We start from the raw sequence: 16,060 nt of genomic DNA, 5'->3' as shown, positions 1-16,060 counted from the left end.
GAAGCTGACTACTTACGACTACTTGATATGACGTTGAGGAAGTTTATGAGATTTGCAACCGGAATAGTCGCAGCACTCGCTGTATTGATCATCAATGCACAGACTGTCTGTGCCCAGCGGGGGCCGGCCCCTGTTGCGGTGGCAGAAGTCGTCCAGAAGGATCTTGCTTCGGGACAGACGTTTGTCGGAACCGTACTCCCCATTAAACGCAGTGTGATCGGCAGTGCCGTCGGCGGGCGTGTGGCTGAGTTCCCCGTCAATGAAGGGGATTTTGTCAAAGCGAAACAACCGCTGGCCCAGCTGTTGACGAATACGATTAAGCTGGAAGTGGCTGCAGAAAAGGCAGAACTGCAACTGAGGAAGCACGAACTGGAAGAGATGGAGAACGGTTCGCGTCCGGATGAAATCAAACGGGCCCGTGCACTGATGCAGGCGGCCCGGGCCGAGAGCGAATACCAGACGAAACGCCGTAAACGTCTGGAATCCCTGTATGCCCGCAAAGCTGTTAACGATGATGACATTCAGCAGGTTGTTTCCGAATCGATTCGTGCTGACGAAATGTTCGAAGAAGCACAGTCCGCTTATCAACTGGCTGTCGAGGGGCCTCGCAAAGAGAAAATTGATCAGGCCCGGGCCCGCGTAGCCATGCAGCAGGCGCTCGTCGATGAACTTGAAAGTAAAGTGGTCAAACACACGATCATTACTCCCTTTGATGGATACGTGGTCGCCGAACATACCGAAGTCGGTCAGTGGGTGAACTCTGGCGAACTTGTGGCTGAAGTCATCGCTCTGGATCAGGTCGATGTCAGTGTGCAGGTGCTGGAAAATCACGTCCCCCACGTGCGGCTGGGAATGGAAGTCCGGGTGGAAGTCCCCGCGATTCCCAACCAGGTCTTTACGGGAAAAGTTGCCTTAATCGTACCGCAGGCCGATGTCCGTGCCCGTACGTTTCCCGTCAAAGTCCGTCTGAAAAATACAATTACTAAGGATGGCGGTCCCCTGTTGAAATCAGGGATGCTGGCCCGTGCGGTTCTGCCTACCGGACCTCAGCAGTCAGCGCTGCTGGTTTCCAAGGATGCCCTGGTATTGGGCGGCCCGACACCAATGGTCTATGTCGTCGATCCTGCTGCAGATAATAAAAAGCAGGGCAAAGCCCGGGCAGTGCCGGTGCAGGTTGGGGTGGCACAAGGCCGCCTGATTCAGGTTAAGGGAGATCTGAAACCGGGGCAGCAGGTTGTGATCCGTGGTAACGAGCGTCTGCGCCCCGGTCAGGACGTGGTGATTTCTGAAGTTCTGTCTCCCGATGCAGAACCCAAGTCCAAAGCCATCGACATCAAGGGTTAATGAGGAACCATCATGAATTTGATTACAGCCATTGTCCATAATCCGGTTAAAGTGACCGTTGGTGTGCTGATGACGGTCCTCTTCGGTCTGGTCGCTCTGACTCGTATGCCGATGCAGCTGACGCCCGAAGTTCAGCGGCCCACCATCACCGTCGAAACACGCTGGCCCGGTGCCAGTCCCCAGGAAGTCGAACGCGAAATTGTGCTGGAACAGGAAGAACAGCTCAAGAGTGTGGAAGGCATCACCAAACTGAGTTCGGAAAGTGCCGACTCCAAGGGAACCATTACGCTGGAGTTCCTGGTTGGCACCAACATGGACGAAGCCCTGCTTAAGGTCAACTCGCGCCTGCAGCAGGTTCCCGAATACCCGGAAGACGCCGATCAGCCCATCATCAGTACTGCGAACGCTGCGGACCGTCCGATTGCCTGGTTCATTCTCAGCAGCCGTCTTCCCTCTGAAGAAAAAATTGTCGCGTTTGGAGAGAAGCATCCGGAACTCAAAGACCGTCTGGAAGTGATTCGAAAAACTCCCAATCCCGGACTGGCGATGTTGCGCCTGCGAATGCTGTCTGATGAATATCCTGATGTCCGCGGAGAAATTCTGCCCAAGGAAGATATTGAGGTCACCAAGCTGCGGCGTTTCGCGGAAGATGAAATTGAAGCCCGCTTCGAACGTGTGGCCGGCGTTTCCCAGTCAAACGTGCTGGGGGGGCTGGAAGATGAACTGCAGGTGGTTGTCGACTCCGAACAACTCGCCGCGCGCCAGTTGACGATCGCCGATGTGCGTCGCGTGTTGCGCGGCCAGAATGAAGACACTTCCGCCGGTGATTTCTGGGAAGGCAAACGTCGCTGGGTGGTGCGTACTCTGGGGCAGTTCCGCAATATTGAAGAAGTGGAAAATCAGCTGCTGGCGGTTCGCGATGGCGCGCCAGTCTATGTACGGGACGTTGCAGAAGTCCGCCTGGGTTACAAAAAACCGGATGGCCTGGTACGACGTTTTGGCGAATCGAGTATCGCGGTGAACTGTATCCGCGAAACCGGCGCCAACGTGCTGGATATTATGAACGGACTCCGCGAAGCCGCTAAAGAGATTGATGAAACAATTCTCAAAGCCCGTGGCTTACAGCTGGTTCAGGTTTATGATGAAACCGACTATATCTATTCCTCAGTCGACCTGGTGAAGAACAACATCTTTATCGGTGGTGCTTTGACGATGATCGTTCTGATGTCGTTTCTGCATCTGGGAATTCGCACCCTGATTGTGGTGCCGTTTATTATTTTGTCTGCCGTCGCTGCTGCTTATATCTCCCCCTGGTTTTTCGCAGTCTGTCTGGCGCTGATCATTGGGGCCGGCTTCTGGTTTGCCCGCGGGGCCCTGGTGGTGGGGCTGGCAATTCCCACCAGTATTATCGGCACCTTCCTGATTCTGGGACTGATGGGACGTTCGTTGAACGTGATCAGTCTGGCTGGTCTGGCGTTTGCCGTCGGGATGCTTGTGGATAACGCGGTGGTGGTTCTGGAAAATATTTTCCGCAGATACTCATTGGGTGAGTCTCCCTTCCGGGCGGCCATCAAAGGGACCCAGGAAGTCTGGGGCGCGGTGCTGGCTTCCACTCTGACCACGATTGCCGTCTTCCTGCCGGTGGTCTTCATTCAGGAAGAAGCCGGTCAACTGTTCCAGGATATTGCCCTGGCGATCAGTGCCGCAGTCGGACTTTCGCTGCTGGTCTCGATGACATTGATTTCCACTGCCTCGGCCCGTCTGTTACACAAACGGGAGGGACAGGACATTGAGGATATGCGGGTTGTCGACAATCCCGAACCCGAGCAACCGGTGAGAAAAGGCCGCTTGCAGAGAGTGATTATCACTCCGATCGAATCTGCGGGCGCTCTGTTTGTGAAATCCGTTGTGGGAATGAACAGCTGGATTCAGAAAGGATTGTTGAGACGCCTGGTAGTAACCGGCGTTCTGGTGGGAGCCGCCTTCGGTATCAGCTGGCAGCTCTGGCCAAAAGTGGAATACCTGCCGACAGGTAACCGTAATCTGATTTTCTGTATTCTGCTTCCCCCTCCCGGCTACAACATGAACCAGTTGATGGAACTGGGGGAAGCGGTCGAATCGGACCTGCGGCCTTACTGGGATATTGTTGACCCCGAAAGCGAAGAAGCTAAAAGCCTGGATTATCCGGTGATCGGCGATTTCTTTTTCGTGGCCCGCGGACGCATGGTCTTTATGGGGATTCGCGCCCATGATTCCCAACGCGTAGGTGAACTGATTCCTCTGGTCCAGCAGGCGGGAGCCAAGCTGGAAGGAACTTTCGCGGTTGCCAAGCAATCGAGTCTGTTCGAACAGGGTTTGACAGGCGGCCGTACTGTCGAAGTTGAAATCATCGGGCCCGATCTGCAGAAGCTGGTCGGCATGGGGGGGCAGATTCTGGGGAAAGTTAAGGGGATGATTCCCGACGCCCAGGTGCGTCCCGTTCCCAGTCTGGACCTGTCCAGTCCTGAAGTGCACATTCAGCCCAAACTGGTGCAGGCTGCAGAAATGGGAGTAAGCAGTGCCGATCTGGGATATACAGCCAACGCGCTGGTCGATGGTGCTTTTGCCGGTGACTATTACCTGGGCGGCGATAAAATTGATCTCTCGATCGTTGGGCAGTCCCGCCACATTCAGAATACCCAGGACGTGAAAGCCCTTTCGGTCGCGACGCCAATGGGATCTCTGGTCCCACTGGAAGCATTAGCGAATGTAGAAATCACCAGCGGTCCGGAACAGGTGAATCACCGCGAACGACAACGGGCAATTACTATCGAAGTTTCTCCGCCTGAAGCGATGGCACTGGAAGATGCGATGCAGAGAATCCAGGATGAAATTGTCCAGCCTATGCGGGACAGTGGTCAACTGGATGGCGGTTACCGGATTATGCTCTCAGGGACCGCTGATAAGCTCCGCGATACCTGGGCGGCACTACAGTTCAACGTGCTGCTGGCATTGATGATTACTTATCTGTTGATGGCAGCATTGTTCGAATCGTGGCTGTATCCGTTCGTGATTATTTTCAGTGTCCCCCTGGGGGCAGTCGGTGGAATTCTGGGGCTCAGTGTATTGAACCTGTTTATGCTGCAGACCCTGGATGTGCTGACGATGCTCGGCTTCGTGATCCTGATTGGTACCGTGGTGAATAACCCGATTCTGATCATTCACCAGTCGTTGAACCATATCAATGAAGATGGGATGACGCCTCGCGAAGCAATTCTGGAAAGTATCCGCACACGTATCCGACCGATTTTCATGACGACGACCACTACGGTACTCGGGCTGCTGCCCCTGGTGCTGTTTCCCGGTGCCGGGAGTGAACTTTATCGCGGTCTGGGAAGTGTGGTGCTGGGGGGCCTGATTGTTTCGACGCTGTTTACGCTGGTCCTCGTGCCGACGCTGTTCAGTCTGACGATGGATGCCAAGCATTCGGTCATCAATCTGTTCAGGCCCAGTGTCGCTCAGCAGTTCAAAACCCAGCCTGCAACTGCATCTGATGTCGATGCGCAGGAAAAGGAGAATGTCACGGTTTAAACAACGTGCCCATGGTGTCAGGTCAGACTCCCCTTTACAATGGGGGAGCTGACCCTTTTACTGACACTGGCAGCCCACAACCCAGATGGTTGGTGGCACAGAAAAGGCACATCGAGTTGTTGCGACTGACTGTAATTCTCCTGGTTTTGATCACGATCGGGCTGGCACTCTGGTTCGCCGGAGTGTTCGAACCTGATCCGTCCGCACAATTGAAACGAGGCGCGCACGCCTTTCGTGAGCAGCAGTATGCTGAAGCGAAACGAGAACTGCTCCCGGTGCTGGAGTCTCCCTCACACGCTGACGATGCGGCAATGCTGCTCGCAGAAATTGCTATTAAAGAGGGCGATTTCGAAGCTGCGATTCAGTACTATGATCGCATTCCCGATAATCAGAGCCGCGATTGTTACCAGGCACGCACCCGTTCCGGAGAGTACTATCTGTTTCAGTTAAAGCAGTTGTCACTCGCCCTCGATCAGTTCGAGCGGGCCTACCAGTTTTTTCCCGATGACGGGCTGATTCTCGAACGGCTCTCATTCATTTACGGATTGTCCACGCAGACCTGGAAGGCGGTACCGATTCGCATCAAACTGCTCCAGCAGAAAGAGCTGAATCCCGTCGTGCTGTATCTGCTGTCGATGAGTGACCGTTCATTAGAGAACCCGCAACTCTTCGCCGACTACGAACAGGCCGCGCCTCACGATCCTCTCGTGCAACTCATGCTGGCCCGACTCGATGTGGATGAACAGAAATATGCAGCGGCACAGCAGCGACTGCTGAAACTGATTCAAATCCAGCCTGAATTGAGTCAGGCCCAGGTGCTGCTCGGTCAGACTCTGCTTAAGTTACAGACGCCCAATACCTTTCAAAAGTGGCAGTCTGAATTACCGGAACCAGTCCGCGAACACCCGGACATCTGGAATGTCGAAGGGCAGTGGTATCAGCAGCAGGGAAATCAGCAGGCAGCGATTCACTGCTTTGCACAGACACTCAAACGGGATGCAACGAACCCTACCGCCTGTTATCAGCTGGGACAGCTGTTGAAGCAGACCGGAGATACCAAAGCGGCGGAACAGCTGCTCGAATATTCACAAAAACTGCAGACCTATGAAGGACTGGTCAAAGTCGTTTACGGTGACAAAGAACTGCCCGCCGCTGAGAAAACCGTTCAACTGGCCCGTGAACTGGGGCTGGTCTGGGAGGCCTATGGCTGGAGCCGGGCCGCCTTACTGCTCGACCCTCATCTCAGCTGGGCGAAACAGACTATAGACGAACTCCAGGGGGAACTCAAAAAACTGCCTCTGGTGCGAACGGACCCCGGACTGAATCCCATTCGTGATCTGTCCCTGCCGGAATCATCAGAAACAACGCCAGACATGGAAGCTCAAAAATCCGGTAAGGAAGCTGCTAAAACCGATTCACAGATCGCGTTTACCGATGTTACCACGGACGCGGGGATTGAATTTCAATATTTTAACGGACATCCCTGGCCCGAGACGCAGCACAAGATGTACGAGTTCACCGGCGGCGGAGTGGGAGTGCTCGATTTGAATGGGGATGGCTGGCCCGATCTGTACCTGACGCAGGGTACGCGGTGGCCCGTTGATGAGCGGGCGACCGAATTCCTCGATCGGATCTACCTGAATCAGGGGGATGGCACTTTCCGCGATGTGACAAAACAAACCGGTATCCAGGAAAACGGGTTCAGCCAGGGAGTGACAATCGGCGATCTGAACCAGGATGGTTTTGATGATGTTTACATCGGTAACATTGGTCAGAACCGACTCTACCTGAATAACGGTGACGGCACGTTCTCCGAAGTGGAAGAGGCCCGTGGTTCCGCGAATGACTGGACTACGAGTTGTCTGATGGCGGATCTGAATGGCGATGCAGCTCCTGAAATCTACGCGGTCAATTATCTCTCGGGCGCCGATGTCTTTGATAGAGTCTGTCAGAATGCAGATGGGAGCAGTCGCTCGTGCATGCCCTTGAATTTTCCTGCTGCCCAGGATCAGCTCTATCTGAATTCAAAAGATGGTAGCCTGAAAAATGTCACCACGGACACAGGGATTGAAGTACCCGCCGGGAAAGGTCTGGGCATTGTCGCCGCCGACTTTACAGGTAACGGCTATCCCAGTCTGTTCATTGCCAATGATGCAGTAGCGAATTTCTTCTTCGTGAATCAAGGCACTGAAAAACTTCACTTTACTGAGCAGGCACTTTTGTCGGGTTTGGCTCTGAATGCCCAGGGACGTACTGAAGCCTGCATGGGCATTGCCGCCGGGGATGCGGACGCGGATGGACTGCTGGATCTGTTCATCACCAACTATTATCGGGAGACGAATACACTCTATCGGCAGATCGGCCCGGATGAATTCGTAGATGCAACCCAGTCCGCGAATCTGGCGGAATCGAGTCTGTACCTGCTCGGGTTCGGCACACAGTTCCTGGATGCCGACCTGGATGGCCTGCAGGATCTGGTCGTCGTTAACGGGCATGTCGAAGACTTGCGCAAAATGGAGACACCCTGGCAGATGCGACCCCAGTTTCTGAAAAATCAGGGGCAGGGGAGATTTGAAGAACTGAAGGCAGACAAACTGGGCGCGTTCTTTCAAAAACCACGACTGGGAAGGGGCATGGCGCGGCTGGACTGGAACCGGGATGGTCGCGCGGAAGTTGCTGTATCGAGTCTCGATCAACCGGTGGTGTTGCTGGAGAACCGAACAAAGGACGCAGGAAACCGGCTGGTAGTGCGATTGACGGGGACCGAATCGAATCGGGATGCCATCGGCACGACAGTCCGCCTGAAAACAAGCGGGCAGACGCTGATGCGTCAGTTGACCGCGGGAGACGGATACCAGGCGAGTAATCAGCGATCGCTGGTATTTGGTCTGGGGCCTGACCAGCAGGTTTCAGAACTGGAGGTCAACTGGCCATCCGGACTAAAACAACGCTTTACCGGAATCGCTGCGAATCAGGAACTGCATCTGATCGAAGGACAGGCAGAACCATTTCGGATCCGCAGCTATGAATAAGATCGCTTATTCAAAATCAATGCCGAGCCGGTATTTCAACTGATCCAGTTCTTCGATCGCTTCATCACTTGATGAGTGGACGTGTTCTGCTTCGGTGATAAATTTGAGTTCCGGATCGTGGGGAATCCCATATTCATCCAGAATGCTCTCAAACTGATCAATTCCCTGGCCGTACATGATGAGCAGCTTATGCTCGTCGAATTGTACTTCCAATGGAATCAATGGATTGAGCACAGCAATGCCGGCACAGCCATCGTTGAGTAACAGATCTTCGTAATCATAAAGTGTACTTTTCAGGACGGGCAGGTCCATGTGTTCCCGATAGAGGTCCTGGTGCTGATTGTGGCCACCGTCGTGACTGGTTTCCAGTACAACATCGACTTCATGACCCAGCGGATCGAGGAGATCGATAAACAGGTCGAACAGAACTTCGCGGGAAGCGGAAGCCATCAGAACCGGAATTTTGATTCCGGATTCCTTGTCGGTGTAAACGTCATGTCGGTAACCGGCCTGCGGCACTACTTCCAGATCGTAGGAAGGACGGATCGCATCGGTCAGCATGAAATCACCGTACTTGGCGATATTTAAATGCGTTTCCAGCTGGTCTTCTGAAAGACTTTCGAAACTGCTGCGCGATTTCCCCGCAGTATTGTCTCGATAGGTCGTCTTCAAAAATCGTTTCAAGAATCCCATGATTAAATCTTCTCCCCCTCACGAGAGGCGATTCTGTGATCGCCGTTGGCTTGAAGTGCCGTTTTATACTCTTTGATATGAATTGATGTTTGCTTTTAACTTGATCCGCTGCTCGCTCTTGCAGGCCCGAAACGAGCGGGAATCAAAAAAACTCTAGCATGCGAAATGAGGGGAGGTCCGAAGTAGTCCTGATCTGATCTGCTTTTTCAGCGAGTCGAAGCCAAAAGAGCGGGCAGCAGGAAATAAGGAAAGAGTTCCAGACAGGGAAAAGATCCGTTTATAGCGATCAGGTAATTTTCAGATCCGTTTTGCGGGATCGAGAATCGCTAAAATCGATCAGACGGGCTCGATCGTCAGGACAGGGGGCGGCTTGAAAAAAATCAGACGATGTAATCAGGTATTGTTTATATAAATTTCTGTTTTAAAAGGAGTTAGATGCAAAAAAACAACCTGTGATAAATCGGGGATTCGCTCTGGTGATCAAATGAACGTACTCAGAGATACACATTGCACTGATTCGCCGTCCTAACTAAAATCCCGGTCCCTTCTTAACCCCTGTCGCGCAAATCTACACCAAACTTCAACTACTTATCACTGAGTAATCCAGCCACGGATGGTCTAATGGGTTGTTTCCACCTCATTACAGGAAGAAAATATCGCTGGTACAGCCTGCGAATAATGATGCTCTGGCTGATGGTCTGTAGCCTGGGTAATGTGCTGTCTGCTGCAGAACCGGTACCGGCAGAAACGCTCTATCTTAAAAGTGGGGAGTTCCTGGCGGGAGAAAGCGTCGGTTTTGAGTCGGGCAAGATCCTGTTCCAGCTGACTGATGGAAGTGTCCGTAAGGTTTTGCTGGAAGATGTGGATCGGCTCGAATACGCCGAGCTGGCGACCGACCCCGATGCTCCACCCCCGGGTGAAGAACTGCTGGTCAGCAATGAGAACGTGGAACTTCCCCCGCTGCCGGCCATGATCAATCAGACACCAGTTCCCCAGCCGATTGGCGTTTCACCGGAGTTCGGTGATGTTGAAGATGAAAATACGTCTCCCTGGGATCGGGTGGAAAACTATTATGACACCTGCTGGGAATACGCTGAAATCTGGACCAAGCGGATGGAGATCGGCGGAACTTTTCTGGCTGGAAATACGCAGCGGGACTATGTCACCACCGCACTGCAACTGGAGAAGTCCGATGATGATAACCAGTTTCTGTTTGAGATCGGCGGTCGCTGGGGGCAGTCCAATGGTATTCGCGATGCCAACCGCTGGTACGGTAATGCGACTCTGGACGTGGCGCGCACCACGAAGTGGATTGTCTTCGTAACGAATAAGAACGTTTACGACGAGTTTGAGAATCTGGACTGGCGGGGTACGATTTCCAGTGGTCTTGGTTACCGTTTTGTCAATGAAAAAGATCGCCGATTGATCGTGCGTGTTGGTCCTGGTGGTACGCACGAAATTTATAACGATCCCAGTATGCGACGAACCACACTCGACGTCTTTGCCGAAATCGAATTCCACTGGCCCTTAGGGGACCATGCGAAACTCGAGCACAAACAGACCTGGACTCCCAGTGTGGACAATATCCAGATTCTCCGTCTGACAAGCGAAACGGGGATCCTGTTCAAGCTGGACAACAAAGACCGCTGGAACCTGCGACTGGGACTGCTGCAGGTCTACAACTCTTATCCCAACGCGGGCCGTAAGAAGAACGATTTTACCGGAACGGTCTCCCTGGTTTACACGCGAAAATAAACAGATAACGCTTATTTGGGTTTACCCAGCTTCACGGTCAGTTTGACTCGCTTTCCGTCCCGCAGGACAGTGACCTCTACCTCCTCGCCGGCGGAAAACATCCGCAGGGCCAGGTCGAAGTCATCCAGACCATCGATTTTCGTCTTGCCCATCTTGATGATGGCATCGCCGGCTTTGAGGCCCGCTTTGTCAGCCGGACTGCCGGGAGAAGCTCCCGAAATGTGATAGCCGGGGCCTTCTCCACCGAAGTCCGGAATACTGCCGAAGTAAGGCCGGTTACCGGAACGCATGGTCGCGGCAGGACGCTCGATCTTCACATATTGAGGACGGTCGGGGTTCTCTGCAGTCGCGATAGCGATCTCTTCCAGAAACCCGATGATCCGTTCCATGCCCGGGATGTTGATTTTGTCCCAGTCATCGGAGGGGCGATGGTAGTCGCTGTGAGTTCCCGTAAAGAGGTGCAGTACCGGAATCTGCTTGCCGTAAAAGGAGCTGTGATCGCTGGGACCGAACCCTTCCGGCTTGAGTGAGAGTTTCAGATCATAGGCTTTCGCGGTATTTTCTACCAGTTGTTTCCAGCGGGGGGCGGTGCCGGTACCGAAGACGGTCAGCTTGTCGTCAGTTAAACGTCCGACCATATCCATGTTGAGCATCGCCACGGTGTTCTTCAGGTCAAACACGGGATTTTTGACGTAATGTGCTGAACCGATCAGTCCCCGTTCTTCACCCGTAAAGGCGATAAAGACCAGGCGGCGAGGCAGGGGCTCCTTGCGGGCTGCCAGCTTGCGGGCCAGCTCGATCAGGGCCACGGTTCCCGAGGCATTGTCGTCAGCACCGTTGTGGACATCGGTCGAACCGGGGGCCAGTGAACCTTCACCGCCATAACCGACGTGATCATAGTGGGCGCCGATGACGATGGTTTCATCAGCGTGAGGCCCTTTGCCTTCCAGCACGCCAATCACGTTTTTGACTTCTGTGCGAATCTGTTCGACCGAAATTTCGCCCCGGGCTTTCCACTGGGGTAACGCGAAACTTTCCGGCTTGAAAGTTTCGTCGATTTTACCTTCCAGTTCCTGCAGCGTTGGTTTCCCTGCGTCCTTGAAGAGTTCGTTACACTTTTCGATCGTGATGTGAGCGATTGGAATCGAACGGCCATCTCCGCTGCCGGCATAACCAAATTCCATCAGCCGGTCGAAATGCGCCTCTTTGAGATTCTTGCGTGCCTGCTGCACGTCGTGCAGAGCTTTCTTCAGTGAAACAGCACTGGTTTCCTCTTTATCCTTCGCTGCTTTTTCCCATTTTTCGGTAGCGAGAATCAGTTCTTCAATCGCGTCCTGTTCCAGTTCGCGGGCCTCTTTTTTGTGTTCCTGCGTAGAATAGTAATCGTTGACGAACAGGATCGCTTTGGCCCCTTTGCCGAATGCGGTGCTCACTTTGTAGCGGAGAGCTGCGTAACGCGAAATTCCATGGGCCCCTGCGAACGGGCTCTCTTTATCGCCCTGCTGAGGCGTGCGACGCATGATGATGACGACCTTGTCTTTCACATCGACGTTGGCATAGTCATTGTATTTCGCGTCCTGGGCATCGATGCCGTATCCGCAGAAGACGATTTCCGCATCAAATTTTCCCGAGCCGCCGAACGAGCAGGAACGGAAATCTTTGTCGTAGGCGAGGGGAATTGTTTTTCCATCCGGTCCGGTCAACTGCAGTTCGTTGGTCGGTCCCAGTTTGCTGCCGGTGTTGATGGTGAATTTCTGAAAGGCACTTTCTTCGACCGTTGTCACATCCAGGCCGGCTGCTTTGAATTCTTTGACGATATAGTCCGCAGCGAGGTTGATGCCCTGTGTGTCGACCCCACGCCCTTCAAGTTCATCGGAGGCCAGGTATTTGATCGCGTCCAGCATCCGTTTGCCGCTGGCGGTATCAACTTCCGTTTTGGCTTTGGCGCTGGCGGGTTTGGTAGGAGTTTCGGCCCGCAGGCTGGCAGGGCCGGTAATCAGTGAGAGGCTGACGCCACATACGAAAAGCAGACCGTATCCGGTTGCGAGTAATCTGGAAATCCGGTTCGAGTTCAGAACAGACATATAACCTCTTTCTCCACAGGTTTCTGAAAAGGGGGCCTGTTGTCTTTACGTGTTCGTCTGGAAGACTGTTGGAAGCGGGACGCACTACTCTAAGGCGCGCACCCGATATTATCATTTTCGCAATTCCCGTGCTGAATGGAAGCCTGTTAATAAAGATAAATCAAAAAACATATTTGTTCCCAACTCTTTTTTGTTGTTGCGTTTACGAAGCAGCGGCCTGAACTGGCGAATTGCCGGCGGAACGGGTAGAGTCTAAAAGAGAACCCCACCGTGAGCACATGGACCATGCTGCTGACGGGATGCACAATTGAACTGGGAATCACTCATGGACATCACAGCGGCAGCGCTCGAAAACTGTGGTCTCTCGCCTGAAACAGCGGTTCAGCTGCAACAGAGACTGCAGGCCCTACCTTCACAGCACGAAAATGAACTCTGGCAGACGCTGGTCACAGATTTCCTCACTCCCGAACTCCCGTTCGCCGTCCATCAACTGTTGTATCACAGCGTCTATCAGAGTCAGCTCGAAAGTGGTACGCCCGCCCCAGCCTGGTTTCCGGGGGAGCGGGAACTGGCGGAATCCAATCTGGCAGGCTGGCTGAATGAGTTGAATCTGCACAGTATGGAAGACCTGCACTCCTGGTCGGTGCACGATCGAGACCATTTTACGCAGAAGCTGATCGATTCCCTGCGGATCCGGTTCCAGGAACCGCCGCATGAGGTCATGAACGTTGAGGCAGGGATCGAACAGGTCCAGTGGTTGACCGGGGCGCGCTTGAATATCGTCGAGAGTTGTTTTCGCGATAAATCCGACGAGACAGCCGTCTGCTTCCAGAAAGGAAGTTCGGAACTGCAGCAACTCAGCTATACCGAATTGAAACAGCTGACCGCGCAGGTGGCCAATGGACTGCGGGCAGCGGGTTACGAACCCGGAACCCGGATCGCCGTCATGATGCCGATGACAGTGGAATCGGTGGCGATTTTTCTGGGAATCATCGCCGCCGGTTGTGTGGTGGTGACTATTGCCGACAGCTTCTCTGCCGAAGAGATGCAGGTCCGGCTGAAGATTACCGAGCCGGAACTCATCTTCATCCAGGATGTCATCTCCCGCGGCAGCAGGCAGTTGCCCCTCTATACCAAACTCGGCCAGGAACAACGGCTCCCTGCAATTGTGCTACCCGAACAGGAGACGCTACAGGGGCCGCTCCGGGAAGGGGACCGGCCCTGGTCGGAATTTCTCTCGGAGAACCGGGGGCTGACCTGTGAACCCCGCAATCCGCACGATGAAACCACGATTCTCTTTTCTTCCGGAACGACGGGCAATCCCAAAGGGATTCCCTGGGATCAGACCACGCCGATCAAATCCGCCGGCGACGGGTTTCTGCATCATGATATTCAGGCCGGCGATGTCGTCTGCTGGCCGACCAATCTGGGCTGGATGATGGGCCCCTGGCTGGTGTATGCCACGCTGATCAACGATGCGACCCTTGCATTGAGCGATGCGGTGCCGACCAGTCGTGGGTTTTGTGAGTTCGTACAGAACGCCCGTGTGACCATGCTGGGGCTGGTCCCCAGTATCGTCTCTGCCTGGCGGAGCCAGGATAGTGTCGCCGGGCTGGACTGGACGCAAATCAAGGTTTTCAGTTCGACCGGGGAATGTTCGAATCCGGACGATATGCTCTGGCTGATGTCGCGGGCCGGTTATCGTCCCGTGATCGAATACTGTGGCGGAACCGAGACCGGCGGCGGTTACATTACGGGCACAGTCTTGAAGCCGGGTGTGCCCGGCCTGTTTGCCTGTCCGGCTGTCGGCTTCGACTGGCTGCTACTGGATGAAGCAGGTCACCTGACTGAAAACGGCGAAGTCCTCTTCGTGCCTCCCGTGATTGGATTGTCGACCCGCCTGATCAACCGCGATCACCATGAAGTCTACTTTGCCGACATCCCGCCGGGACCGGAGGGGGAACTCTTGCGTCGGCACGGCGATCAGATTGAAGCGTTGCCCGACGGTTATTTCCGGGCGCAGGGCCGGATTGACGATGCGATGAACCTGGGAGGCATCAAAGTCAGCTCCGTGCAGATTGAGGAGCTGCTCACCCAGGCGGAGGGCGTGCGGGAAGTGGCCGCGATTGCGGTCCCACCGGCGGGCGGCGGTCCGAGTCTATTGGTGATTTATGTCGTCATGCAGCCGGAAGCGAACTTCGAGGCAGAGTCACTGCAGTCCGGCATGCAGCAGATCATTCGCAGTCAGCTCAATCCGCTGTTTAAAATACAGGCGGTGCGTGAGATCGAACAGTTGCCCCGCACGGCATCCAACAAAGTGATGCGGCGGAAATTACGGGATTTATTTCAAGGTTCAGAAACATGAGTCAGCAGGGAGAACAGCGGGTTGCCGTTCTGGGAGCCGTCCGCACACCCATTGGTGCCTTCAACGGCGCCTTTCAGAATCTGTCGGCAGTCCAGTTGGGTACGACCGCCATCAAGGAGACACTCAAGCGGAGTCACCTGACCGCACTGCAGGTGGATGAAGTCATCCTGGGGCAGGTCTTCACTGCCGGCTGCGGTATGAACCCGGCGCGACAGGCGGCCGTGCACGCGGGCATTCCCTATCATGTCCCGGCGACGACCGTGAACATGGTCTGCGGGTCCGGTCTGAAGTCGGTCGCTTTGGGAATGCAGTCCATTCTGTGTGGCAAGTCGCGTGTCGTTCTGGCGGGCGGGATGGAGAGCATGAGCAACACTCCCTATCTGTTAAAAGGGGCTCGCAGCGGATTCAGGATGGGCGATCAGCAGCTCGTCGATTCCATGATCCACGATGCCTTGTGGGATGCCTTTTATGATTGTCACATGGGGATTACCGCCGAGAACCTGGCTGAGAAATACGAGGTGACGCGGGAGGACCAGGACCGTTATGCGGTACAGAGCCAGCAACGTTACCAGGCCGCTTTGGAAGCGGGAAAGTTTGACGAGGAAATCGTGGGCGTCTCGGTGCCACAGCGCAAAGGGGAACCGCAGCTGGTTTCCGTCGACGAACACCCGCGGAAAGAGACAAGCCTGGAAGCCATCTCGTGCCTGCGTCCCTCCTTCAAAAAAGAGGGGGGGACCGTGACCGCAGCGAATTCCTCGGGGATCAACGATGGAGCCGCGACGCTGCTGATCGCGGAGGAAGCGTTTGTCGTCGAACAGAAGCTGCAACCGCTGGCCTGGATTCGCAGCTTTTCGAATGTGGGACTGGATCCACAGTTTATGGGCATGGGGCCGGCCAATGCGATTGAAGATCTGTTACAGGATGCAGGGCTGAAACTCGCGGACATCGATCTGCTGGAAGTCAATGAAGCGTTTGCGGCACAGGCACTCGCGGTGGGCAAGAAGCTGAGCTGGGATGAAGCCCGCGTGAACGTCAACGGCGGAGCGATTGCCCTGGGACATCCTCTGGGAGCCAGCGGGGCCCGCGTGGCAGTAACGCTGCTGCATGAGATGCGGAAACAGCAGGCTGCCCGCGGCATTGCCTCGCTCTGCATTGGAGGCGGAATGGGAATCGCCATGTTATTTGAGTCCGCTTGAAGTGACTATTGAAGAAAGAGG

General features: G+C 54.5%; 8 protein-coding genes. 6 read left to right on the top strand and 2 right to left on the bottom strand.

The features are described 5' to 3' along the window. Window positions 1–45: 45 nt before the first annotated feature. The 3 genes from HG66A1_RS17755 to HG66A1_RS17745 all read left to right on the top strand — a co-directional run bounded on the left by HG66A1_RS17755 (window position 46) and on the right by HG66A1_RS17745 (window position 7,946). Complete coding sequence (locus HG66A1_RS17755) at window positions 46–1,344, top strand: efflux RND transporter periplasmic adaptor subunit (protein ID WP_232106608.1); 1,299 nt, start codon at window positions 46–48, stop codon at window positions 1,342–1,344. A 12-nt stretch (window positions 1,345–1,356) separates the two neighbouring features. Next, window positions 1,357–4,914 carry an efflux RND transporter permease subunit gene (locus HG66A1_RS17750; RefSeq protein ID WP_145186839.1) on the top strand — a complete coding sequence of 1,186 codons (3,558 nt, stop codon included), beginning with the start codon at window positions 1,357–1,359 and terminating at the stop codon, window positions 4,912–4,914. 119 nt (window positions 4,915–5,033) lie between these two features. Continuing rightward, window positions 5,034–7,946, top strand: a complete 2,913-nt coding sequence (locus HG66A1_RS17745; RefSeq protein ID WP_197996646.1) for an FG-GAP-like repeat-containing protein — start codon at window positions 5,034–5,036, stop codon at window positions 7,944–7,946. A gap of 6 nt (window positions 7,947–7,952) precedes the next feature. Here HG66A1_RS17745 and HG66A1_RS17740 read toward each other — a convergent pair whose 3' ends face one another. After that, window positions 7,953–8,639 carry a hypothetical protein gene (locus HG66A1_RS17740; RefSeq protein WP_145041777.1) on the bottom strand — a complete coding sequence of 229 codons (687 nt, stop codon included), beginning with the start codon at window positions 8,637–8,639 and terminating at the stop codon, window positions 7,953–7,955. 621 nt (window positions 8,640–9,260) lie between these two features. Here HG66A1_RS17740 and HG66A1_RS17735 point away from each other — a divergent pair. Beyond that, window positions 9,261–10,394, top strand: coding sequence for a YdiY family protein (locus HG66A1_RS17735; protein ID WP_145186833.1), 1,134 nt, complete (start codon window positions 9,261–9,263; stop codon window positions 10,392–10,394). 11 nt (window positions 10,395–10,405) lie between these two features. Here the strand turns inward: HG66A1_RS17735 and HG66A1_RS17730 are convergent, their stop codons facing one another. After that, window positions 10,406–12,478, bottom strand: coding sequence for a M20/M25/M40 family metallo-hydrolase (locus tag HG66A1_RS17730; protein ID WP_145186830.1), 2,073 nt, complete (start codon window positions 12,476–12,478; stop codon window positions 10,406–10,408). A gap of 325 nt (window positions 12,479–12,803) precedes the next feature. Here HG66A1_RS17730 and HG66A1_RS17725 point away from each other — a divergent pair, with 325 nt between their 5' ends. Both HG66A1_RS17725 and HG66A1_RS17720 read left to right on the top strand, forming a co-directional pair. Next, entirely contained in the window at window positions 12,804–14,843 is a 2,040-nt protein-coding gene (locus HG66A1_RS17725; protein ID WP_145186827.1) for an AMP-binding protein, read from the top strand. Then, entirely contained in the window at window positions 14,840–16,039 is a 1,200-nt protein-coding gene (locus HG66A1_RS17720; protein ID WP_145186823.1) for an acetyl-CoA C-acetyltransferase, read from the top strand. Before HG66A1_RS17725 ends, HG66A1_RS17720 begins: the two co-directional genes overlap by 4 nt. Window positions 16,040–16,060: the final 21 nt, after the last annotated feature.

It is taken from the genome of Gimesia chilikensis (assembly GCF_007744075.1).
Taxonomy (GTDB): domain Bacteria; phylum Planctomycetota; class Planctomycetia; order Planctomycetales; family Planctomycetaceae; genus Gimesia; species Gimesia chilikensis_A.
Note: the sequence above shows the minus strand (reverse complement) of the source record. Positions and strands in the feature narration are given on the sequence as shown.

What these genes read in the sequence shown, in the direction of transcription:
- HG66A1_RS17755 (WP_232106608.1), top strand. Translation starts at nt 46, where the DNA reads ATGAGATTTGCAACCGGAATAGTCGCAGCACTCGCTGTATTGATCATC.
- HG66A1_RS17750 (WP_145186839.1), top strand. Translation starts at nt 1,357, where the DNA reads ATGAATTTGATTACAGCCATTGTCCATAATCCGGTTAAAGTGACCGTT.
- HG66A1_RS17740 (WP_145041777.1), bottom strand. Translation starts at nt 8,639, where the DNA reads ATGGGATTCTTGAAACGATTTTTGAAGACGACCTATCGAGACAATACT.
- HG66A1_RS17735 (WP_145186833.1), top strand. Translation starts at nt 9,261, where the DNA reads ATGGGTTGTTTCCACCTCATTACAGGAAGAAAATATCGCTGGTACAGC.
- HG66A1_RS17730 (WP_145186830.1), bottom strand. Translation starts at nt 12,478, where the DNA reads ATGTCTGTTCTGAACTCGAACCGGATTTCCAGATTACTCGCAACCGGA.
- HG66A1_RS17725 (WP_145186827.1), top strand. Translation starts at nt 12,804, where the DNA reads ATGGACATCACAGCGGCAGCGCTCGAAAACTGTGGTCTCTCGCCTGAA.
- HG66A1_RS17720 (WP_145186823.1), top strand. Translation starts at nt 14,840, where the DNA reads ATGAGTCAGCAGGGAGAACAGCGGGTTGCCGTTCTGGGAGCCGTCCGC.